This is a genomic window from Microseira wollei NIES-4236 (assembly GCF_020521235.1).
In the GTDB taxonomy this organism is placed as follows: Bacteria; Cyanobacteriota; Cyanobacteriia; order Cyanobacteriales; family Aerosakkonemataceae; genus Microseira; species Microseira wollei.
Map to the genome: position 1 here is coordinate 1 of NZ_BLAY01000277.1, position 8,437 is coordinate 8,437.

General features: G+C 45.3%; 9 protein-coding genes. 5 read left to right on the top strand and 4 right to left on the bottom strand.

What is annotated here, in order from left to right:
* Window positions 1-384 precede the first annotated feature (384 nt).
* Window positions 385-918, bottom strand: a complete 534-nt coding sequence (locus MiSe_RS45480; protein WP_226593374.1) for a vitamin K epoxide reductase family protein — start codon at window positions 916-918, stop codon at window positions 385-387.
* Window positions 919-1,283: 365 nt separating this feature from the next.
* A complete protein-coding gene (gene fldA / locus MiSe_RS45485) occupies window positions 1,284-1,796 on the bottom strand; it encodes a flavodoxin FldA (protein ID WP_226593376.1) in 513 nt (170 codons plus the stop codon).
* Window positions 1,797-2,189: 393 nt separating this feature from the next.
* Here fldA and MiSe_RS45490 point away from each other — a divergent pair, with 393 nt between their 5' ends.
* The 4 genes from MiSe_RS45490 (at window position 2,190) to MiSe_RS45505 (ending at window position 5,624) form a co-directional block, all read left to right on the top strand.
* Complete coding sequence (locus MiSe_RS45490; protein WP_226593379.1) at window positions 2,190-3,488, top strand: M16 family metallopeptidase; 1,299 nt, start codon at window positions 2,190-2,192, stop codon at window positions 3,486-3,488.
* Between the two features lie 126 nt (window positions 3,489-3,614).
* Window positions 3,615-4,481 (top strand): fructosamine kinase family protein, encoded by an 867-nt coding sequence (locus tag MiSe_RS45495; RefSeq protein ID WP_226593381.1) that lies wholly within the window; start codon window positions 3,615-3,617, stop codon window positions 4,479-4,481.
* A 34-nt stretch (window positions 4,482-4,515) separates the two neighbouring features.
* Window positions 4,516-5,154 (top strand): restriction endonuclease subunit R, encoded by a 639-nt coding sequence (locus tag MiSe_RS45500; protein ID WP_226593383.1) that lies wholly within the window; start codon window positions 4,516-4,518, stop codon window positions 5,152-5,154.
* An 11-nt stretch (window positions 5,155-5,165) separates the two neighbouring features.
* Complete coding sequence (locus MiSe_RS45505) at window positions 5,166-5,624, top strand: hypothetical protein (RefSeq protein ID WP_226593385.1); 459 nt, start codon at window positions 5,166-5,168, stop codon at window positions 5,622-5,624.
* 262 nt (window positions 5,625-5,886) lie between these two features.
* Here the strand turns inward: MiSe_RS45505 and MiSe_RS45510 are convergent, their stop codons facing one another.
* Window positions 5,887-6,786: a S1 RNA-binding domain-containing protein gene (locus MiSe_RS45510; protein WP_226593387.1), complete on the bottom strand. Its 900-nt coding sequence runs from the start codon at window positions 6,784-6,786 to the stop codon at window positions 5,887-5,889.
* A 48-nt stretch (window positions 6,787-6,834) separates the two neighbouring features.
* A complete protein-coding gene (locus MiSe_RS45515; RefSeq protein ID WP_226593389.1) occupies window positions 6,835-7,578 on the bottom strand; it encodes a dienelactone hydrolase family protein in 744 nt (247 codons plus the stop codon).
* 118 nt (window positions 7,579-7,696) lie between these two features.
* On the opposite strand from MiSe_RS45515, the gene MiSe_RS45520 reads away from it, so the two are divergent.
* Window positions 7,697-8,185, top strand: a complete 489-nt coding sequence (locus tag MiSe_RS45520) for a PepSY-like domain-containing protein (RefSeq protein ID WP_226593391.1) — start codon at window positions 7,697-7,699, stop codon at window positions 8,183-8,185.
* The last annotated feature ends 252 nt before the right edge of the window (window positions 8,186-8,437 follow it).

Genomic DNA, 8,437 nt, shown 5'->3' on the forward strand with positions numbered 1-8,437 from the left:
ATGGACAAACAGGATGCCCATCCCACAAGAGTCAATTTTTCAGATGGACAAACAGGATGCCCATCCCACAAGAGTCAATTTTTCAGATGGACAAACAGGATGCCCATCCCACAAGAGTCAATTTTTCTTGTAACGATCAAATTTGGTTGTAGGGACACGGCGTAAGCAAGTTTTATTGCCAGCGCAAAGTTTTTCTTTAGCCTTAGTCCCTACCAATGATTCAGATCTAACCGGAATGGATATTATACCGTTTTCCCATCAATGGGAAACACTTGGGGCTGCGCGGGTTTACTTCAATTGTTTGTTTCTGACAAAGGTTATTGGTAAAACCCGCCCCTACAATCGGTACATGTTGATGTGTAGCATTTTCAAGGGAAATTGGTATTACTGACTGCTGGCGTCTGCTGCGACGTTCTTGCCTCCTTTGAGAGTGCGAATAGCGGTAAGAACCTCTGGTACTGCAAGCACTAACGACGCCAAAGAAGCTAGCGTCGCCACCTGGCAGTATTCGCAAAACGCTTTGTTTTCTGCCCATTCTTCCCGCGCTAACTCGACAGCGATCGCAGAATCTAACACCAGCTTGATACCCATTGCAATTGGTAAAAGCGGATTGCGCCTCGCGCGGTCAAGTCCACCCGCAGCAGCTAGCCAAGCAGTGAGGGCATAATTAACTACCATTATCGGGCCATCGGGTGAGTTAAATCGGCTGTAAGCATAGTTAGATGCATCGACGCGGTCTGCATCGAAAATCTTCTGTCCCGGCGGATCGGGTAAGTGATTGACTATCCCCGTCTGGTAAAGCGTCACGAGTTGTCCCATCGAACCCCCAAGCATAGACAACCCGATAATCGCCCGCCGACGGGTCATGTGGGGATTTTTTCCCTCGCGCAGTTCTTGACTCAGTTGTTGTGGTTCCATGAAGTGCAATCCTTGGGTAACGGAGATAGATTGCCTACCATTTTCAGAATCCAGTTTGATCCTTACCCCATACCCAAGAGGTAATTTTGCGACTACAGCGGATTGCTTTCCTCGCCTTGGTACAGCCTTTTGGCTTCGTTTGTCAAGCGCGCAGCAAAAATGGCTGCGCGCTTGACAAACTCAGGTGTACCTATGCGGCTGCAATCCGCTGTAATTTCGCAAAAAAAAAGGTAGCGCTAGTAACAGTGCTACCTTATCTGACGACACCAAACTTGAACAAGGCTACGCAAAACAAACCCGGTTAAGAGCGAGAGTTGTGGGTTGGGTAACTATACATCTACGCAGAAACCGGGTTTTTTATACAATCAAACTTTGAACTCTTTCTTGATTTGATCTACCCAGGTTTTGATGCGCGCTTCAGTCATGTCTGACTGATTATCTTCATCAATCCCAAGGCCAATAAATTTACCGTTTTCTAATGCCTTGGAGTCGTTAAATTCGTAACCTGATGTAGGCCAATCACCGATTCGCGTTGCACCGCGTTCTGAAATTTTTTCTGCGAGGATACCCATCGCGTCTAAAAAATTATCCGGGTATCCCATTTGGTCGCCGACACCAAAATAAGCTACCTTTTTCCCGCTGAAATCAATCTCGTCCAACTCTGGGAAAAAAGCCTCCCAATCGCTTTGCAATTCCCCGATATTCCAAGTTGGCGAACCGATAATTAAATATTCGTAAGCTTCCAGGTCTTCTTTTTGCGCAAGGGCGATGTCGTGCAAGTCTACGACATCCTCGCCAAGTTCTTTTTGCAGCATCTCGGCTACATCGGCAGTTTTCCCTGTTTGAGTGCCGTAAAACAAACCAATCTTTGTTGACATTGACTCTCCTCTAGTTAGGCGTTATTAGTGATAAAAATATTCAAATAGCAGCACAACCGCGTACTGGACAGCTGAACCCAGATCTCGATTTTGCTGGTGCGAGCGCATAGAGCCTCTCGCCCAACGGGGAAACGTATCTGCGCCTTGCTGCGATAACGCATTACTGCGCGATTCAATGCTTGCCACCTGCTATACCTCCTTAGGCACTTATTGCTAAAGATATTCAATTGCATCACTTAAAGATTACACGCAAATGCAAGTAATTGAGAATAGCTAGCAATAAAAATTCCTGATAGCTTTTATAGAAAACAAGGGAATTTACTGATGACAGCGATATCCCCCATGTGAAGAATCGCTAAGATTGAAGAAGTATTAACCTGTGCAAAATCGCAAATGACCTCAACCTTACTCAAAACTCCTCCGCTTAACGCGCCAACCATCCGCCGACTAGACAACGGATTGACAATTGTGGCGGAACAGATGCCAGTGGAAGCGGTAAACCTGAGTCTGTGGTTAAATGTTGGCTCGGCTGTAGAATCCGACGAGATCAACGGTATGGCTCACTTTTTGGAGCATATGATCTTCAAAGGAACCGAGAGGTTGGCAAGCGGTGAGTTTGAGCGTTTAGTTGAGGAGCGAGGCGCAGTTACCAATGCCGCTACCAGCCAGGATTACACCCACTATTACATCACTGCCGCGCCCCAAGATTTTGCCAAGCTAGCGCCGTTGCAAATCGACGTGGTGCTGAACCCCAGCATCCCCGACGAAGCGTTTGAGCGCGAGCGATTCGTGGTATTAGAAGAAATTCGTCGTTCAGATGATAATCCCCGCCGCCGTACCTATCAGCGGACGATTGAAACGGCGTTTGAAGTGCTACCCTATAGACGCCCGGTTTTGGGGCCAGTATCGGTTATAGAGGCATTGAAACCCCAGCAGATGCGCGATTTCCACGCCAGATGGTATCAACCCCAGTCAATCACAGCCGTAGCAGTAGGGAATTTGCCTGTAGAAGAATTAATCGAAATTGTGGCAGAAGGAATCGGGGATAAAAAACAATCTCAACCATCACCGATTGCCGATTACCAATTACCAATTACCCAACCAGAACAACCTTTTAAAGAAATTGTGCGCCGCGAATACGTCGATAGCAGCTTACAACAAGCAAGGCTGATGATGATTTGGCGCGTGCCTGGATTAACCGATTTGCACCAGACTTATGCGCTGGATGTTTTAGCAGCAATTTTAGGCAGCGGGCGGACATCGCGTTTGGTGAAAGATTTGCGGGAAAATCGGCGATTGGTTACTAATATTTCTGCTAGCAATATGACCAATCAAATTCAGGGGACGTTTTATATTTCCGCGCAATTGCCAGTGGAAAATTTAGCCGAAGTGGAAAATGCGATCGCTTCCCACATGCGCGAGATTCAAACCGCACCCGTAACCAAAGCAGAAATCGCCCGCGTCAGGACGCAAGTCGCGAATCGCTTCGTATTTGCCAACGAAACGCCGAGCGATCGCGCCGGAATGTACGGCTACTATCAATCAATGGTAAGCGATTTAGCTCCAGTCCTCAATTACCCAGCCCGCATTCAAGCGTTGAATAAAGCCGATTTGCAATTAGCTGCTAACCGTTACTTATCACCAGAAGCTTACGGGATTGTTGCAATTAAACCGGGAAGTGCTAATGGCTAATGGCTAATGGCTAATCGATAATTGCAGTATTTGTCTTTATTGTATAATCCTGACAATTAGCAATTAGCAATTAGCAATTAGCAATTAGCAATTAGCAATTAGCAATTACCAATTACCAATAACGCCATGTGGACAAAAATCGCCGAACACATCAGCCAGAAAACGTTCGAACCGTTTGAAGTAAAGCAGCGCCGATCTGTTGGGGGAGGTTGCATTAACCAAGGTTATGCAGTTTCTAACGGCGCTGTAACTTATTTTGTCAAACTCAATCAAGCCTCCCTGGTTGATATGTTTGAAGCCGAAGCGCTGGGACTGCAACAAATGTGGGATACTCATACTATCCGCGTTCCCAAACCAATTTGTTGCGGCATATCCGATAATTCGGCTTACATTGTATTGGAATGGCTAGAATTGGGTCGCAGCGGCGGGACAAATGCTTGGGAAGAAATGGGGCGCAATTTGGCAGCAATGCACAAAGCGACTAGCAACAAAGGCTTTGGTTGGGAACGCAATAATACGATTGGTTCAACGCCGCAAATTAATACTTGGACAGCAGATTGGGCGGAATTTTTTACCCAACATCGCATCGGGTATCAATTAAAGTTAGCCAAGCGACGGGGCGGTTATTTTAGACAGGGAGAACGCTTATTAGAAGCGATTCCCGAACTGCTAGAAGATTATCAACCTCAACCGTCCCTCGTACATGGGGATTTGTGGTCGGGGAATGCTTCTGTTACCGCAGCGGGAGAACCTGTGATTCTTGACCCTGCTACTTATTATGGCGATCGCGAAACCGATCTGGCGATGACCGAATTGTTTGGCGGTTTTCCCGCAGCTTTTTATCGCGGTTACAATGAAGTTTGGCCTTTGGATAAAGGTTACGAGCGCCGCAAAATGCTTTATAACCTTTATCATATTCTCAATCACTTTAATTTATTCGGTGGCAGTTACGAATCCCAAGCAAATCGAACGATCGAACAAATTTTGAGGTAGGTAATTGGTAATGGGTAATTGGTAATGGTTAAGTATGACAACTCTTAATGCTAAAACTCTAACTTTGAGGGAAGTTGTTCAAATGCTGAAATTTGAAAAAATCCCTAATGGTTCTTTAACTTCATTGTTATCTCTACAACCTTTAACTGAGTTTGAACAACAAGAACTCGGACAAATCCGCGATGACTTTGATAGCTATTTGATAGATGGCAAAGTTTCAGAAGGTCAGCTGAAGTTGTTATCTGTTGCTCCCTTGTTGCGATTAGCTGGCTTTTACCGCTCCCCAGTTAAGCTGGTATTAGAAGAAAGTCTTGCCGATATTGCTATTGAAGATGAAGGTACAATTATTACAGGACGTTTCGATATTTTAGCTGTCAACGCTAATTTAATCAATAATGTGGCTTTTGTAGTTTTAGTAATTGAAACAAAAAATAGTTTAATTGATGTAGTAGCAGGTTTACCTCAGTTGCTTACTTATGCTGATAAAATTTTAGACGATCAAACATCAGTGTGGAGTTTAGCAACCAATGGAGCGCGCTATCAATTTGTTTATATTCAGCCAGGAGAACGCCCAACTTATCAGTTGATGCCGTTACTAAACCTGATGGATTTTGAACCAGCTATCCAAATTCTTCAAACGCTGAAAGCCATTTGTCAATTAACCCAAATCTAATCGCCGATATTATGGAAAAACAACTTGATGAAACGGTTTCGCTCGAAATTGCTAAACAGATTAAAAGCCAGGCTAAAAACCATTTTGATAACGCCTATAAAGCCGCGTTGGCTACTGAAGGAGCAATTTACGTCCAAGGCTTTTTAGCCTTTGCTGGAAAGCCGTATAAACCAGTCGAACATGCTTGGATTGAGGTGAGCGAGCGCATCATCGATCCCAATTTACCCCACTTGCACAAAAATGCCCAAGAACTCTTCTACTTTCCAGCACACCGCCTCACCGTTGAGCAACTAAAAGCCGCCGTCGAAGAAGCAAAAGAAGACTATCCAGAGGACGACCCCTTACCAGTTTACGGCAAGCAGCCTTACGAATATTATGGTGACCAGATGTTAGGACCAAAAGAATATTTAGAGGCTTATCAATTAGCCGAGGCTAAGTGCAAACAATTGAATCAACCACACCTCAACTGATAATAACTCAAGTTGCTAGTTATAACTGAAATAGCTAATTGCTAATTGCTAATTGCTAATTGCTCGTGGAAATATCCATCTCTACCAGCCATTAGCTATTAGCTATTAACTCAAGTTGCTAGTTATCTCAAACGCGCGGCTAATGGCTAATTGCTAATGGCTAAATTAGGAAAAATGCTGACAAAGCTCTCTCGCAATTAGCAATTAGCAATTAACAATTAGCAATTAGCAATTATCAATTAGCAATTAGCAACTTGCGCTATCACACAATATTTTTCCGCGCCCTTTCCGCACGCGCTTCGGCTGAAGCCATTACTTCAGCCATATTTTCTAGCATTTCTCCGGCGTAATTTTCCAACACCCTAGTTGAGAGGGAAATTCGGCTTTGTCCTTGATCTAAATTGACTACGACTGCTTTAATTGGCTGCCCAATTTGAAATAAATTTTGCAGGTTTTCGATGTAATTTTGGCTGATTTGTTTAATGTGCAGCAAACCTGTAGTGCCGCCCATATCAACGAATAAACCAAAAGGTTTTATATTGGTAACTTTGCCTTCTACCAACTGTCCTAATTCTATTTCGCTGAACCGGGCAGATTGAGAAGCTAAGCGCTGAGACATCACCAGTTTTTCGGTTTCGCGATTGAATTCTAGGAAGCTAACGTTGAGGGGTTGACCGATTAATTGCTCTAAATTATCTTTATCGATGAGATGCGATCGCGGAATAAACCCTCTTACCCCTTGCACGTTCACCGTGACGCCACCTTTATTCACTCCAGTGACGCGCACTTGCACGGTTTGTCCGCTTTCCTGCATTTCGGCTAATTTATCCCAAACTTGCTTGACTAACAGCTGTCGCAGGGAAAGCGTTACCTGACCCTCCCCATCTTGCTCTTTGACAATCAAGAATTCCCGTTCTTCGTTCAACGGTAGCAATTCAGACAAAGGCGTTCCCGTTTTCAAAGAAGCTTCTCTTTCAGGCAGAAATGCTGGCGACTTCCCACCTATGTCAACATAAGCACCATCGGATGCGTACTCAAACACCTTGCCCCGAACAACTTGTCCTTTTTCAAAATGGTACTCTTGTTGTTCTAGGGCTTTGGCAAAATCGTCCCTAGAAAAGGATGACTTGTCTGCTGGGGAAGGTGTTGCTTTGGCTTTCATGAGCGTTTGAATAATTCAATTAATGGCTATGCCACAGTTTGGATTGCGTCAACTCGCTGCTAGCCTTGTCTGAAATAATTGCTTTACTTCAGTCCAAGCAGCCCCAGCAGCTGTAGCATCGTAGCTACCGCGATGATCGCAAAAGAACCCGTGGTCTACTCCATCGTAGCGGAAGACCCGATGGGGAATGTGGTGTTTCTCTAGTTCTGCCTCGATCTGGTCAACTTGTGCCGCTGGAATGCTAGCATCTTCCATGCCAAAGAAGGCGTAGAGAGTGCCTTTAATATCTTTTGTCCGGGTAATAGTGGGTTCGCCGCCGCCGGGAGTCCAATTGGTAATTCCAGCGCCGTAGAACGACGCGGTGGCTTTAATATCGTTTAGGGTAGCGGCAAGGTAGACAACGTGACCGCCAAAACAGAAACCTATGCTGGCAAAACCATCTTGCTTGACAACAGGCAGGGTTTTGAGGTACTCAATTGTGGCTTGAATATCGCTCAGCAATTCCGATGCTTTGGTTTGTTCTTTGTATTCCTTGCCAAGTTTAATGTCTTCTGGGGTGTAACCCGTCTCAAAACCGGGGGCGAGGCGTTGGTAGATTGCGGGTGCGATCGCGACGTACCCTTCTTTGGCTATTCTCTCGGTTACTTCCCGGATATGGGCGTTGACGCCGAAGATCTCCTGGATAACGATAATACCTGGAAATGGACCTTCCCCTGTTGGCGTTGCTAGGTAAGCATCAAGAAGCACATCGCCGTTGGGGATAATAACTTTAGCGGTTTCTATCTCTGCCATTATGAGACGATAAAGAACGATTGCCCGATCTATTTTATGGCTTTTCTGGAATCTCACCGTGCTAGAGCGTAGGTGAATTCTATATTTTGTTAACTAGGAGATGATTTAAGGGATCGCCATGGCATATTTCTTTCTACACCGACTCTTTAAGTCTCGCTTAGGTAGCTTAGCTGTCATCGGGGGAATATCATCAACGCTGATGCTAACTGCCTGTAACAAAGCCAGCAACACTCAGTCTACCCAAGTCCCCCCTACAGTCCAAAGTGCTTTTGCTGCAAAATATCCGGGTGTAAATCCCCGTTGGGAATCCCAACCTTATGGCTATGAAGCTATTTTCCAAAAAAATGGCATCGAGTACGAAGCCGAATTCTCAAAAGACGGAAAATGGCTAGAAACCGAATACGAAGTACCGGAAAACCAGTTTTCCACTTTAGTACTCAATCGGGTTAAAAAAGAATACCCAGGCTACAAGATTACAAAACGCGAGATTGAATTAACACCACGAGGGACTTTTTACGAAGTCGAAGTCGAAGGCGGGGGTAAGCAAATCGAACGCTATTACGACGAACGGGGAAACCCTGCCCCCAACTCGAACGAGGACGCCTGAAGTAGGGGCAAGGCATCAGCAACATGGAACGTTAAATCAATCGATTGTCCCATGCCCTGTTGTGTAGGGGCACGGCATCAGCAACATGGAACGTTAAATCAATCGATTGTCCCATGCCCTGTTGTGTAGGGGCAAGGCATCAGCAACATGGAACGTTAAATCAATCGATTGTCCCATGCCCTGTTGTGTAGGGGCACGGCATCAGCAACATGGAACGTTAAATCAATCGATTGTCCCATGCCCTGTTGTGTA

Excerpts from the sequence above, each read along its gene's own strand:
- MiSe_RS45480 (WP_226593374.1), bottom strand. The coding sequence starts at position 918 with ATGGAACCACAACAACTGAGTCAAGAACTGCGCGAGGGAAAAAATCCC.
- fldA (WP_226593376.1), bottom strand. The coding sequence starts at position 1,796 with ATGTCAACAAAGATTGGTTTGTTTTACGGCACTCAAACAGGGAAAACT.
- MiSe_RS45490 (WP_226593379.1), top strand. The coding sequence starts at position 2,190 with ATGACCTCAACCTTACTCAAAACTCCTCCGCTTAACGCGCCAACCATC.
- MiSe_RS45495 (WP_226593381.1), top strand. The coding sequence starts at position 3,615 with ATGTGGACAAAAATCGCCGAACACATCAGCCAGAAAACGTTCGAACCG.
- MiSe_RS45500 (WP_226593383.1), top strand. The coding sequence starts at position 4,516 with ATGACAACTCTTAATGCTAAAACTCTAACTTTGAGGGAAGTTGTTCAA.
- MiSe_RS45505 (WP_226593385.1), top strand. The coding sequence starts at position 5,166 with ATGGAAAAACAACTTGATGAAACGGTTTCGCTCGAAATTGCTAAACAG.
- MiSe_RS45510 (WP_226593387.1), bottom strand. The coding sequence starts at position 6,786 with ATGAAAGCCAAAGCAACACCTTCCCCAGCAGACAAGTCATCCTTTTCT.
- MiSe_RS45515 (WP_226593389.1), bottom strand. The coding sequence starts at position 7,578 with ATGGCAGAGATAGAAACCGCTAAAGTTATTATCCCCAACGGCGATGTG.
- MiSe_RS45520 (WP_226593391.1), top strand. The coding sequence starts at position 7,697 with ATGGCATATTTCTTTCTACACCGACTCTTTAAGTCTCGCTTAGGTAGC.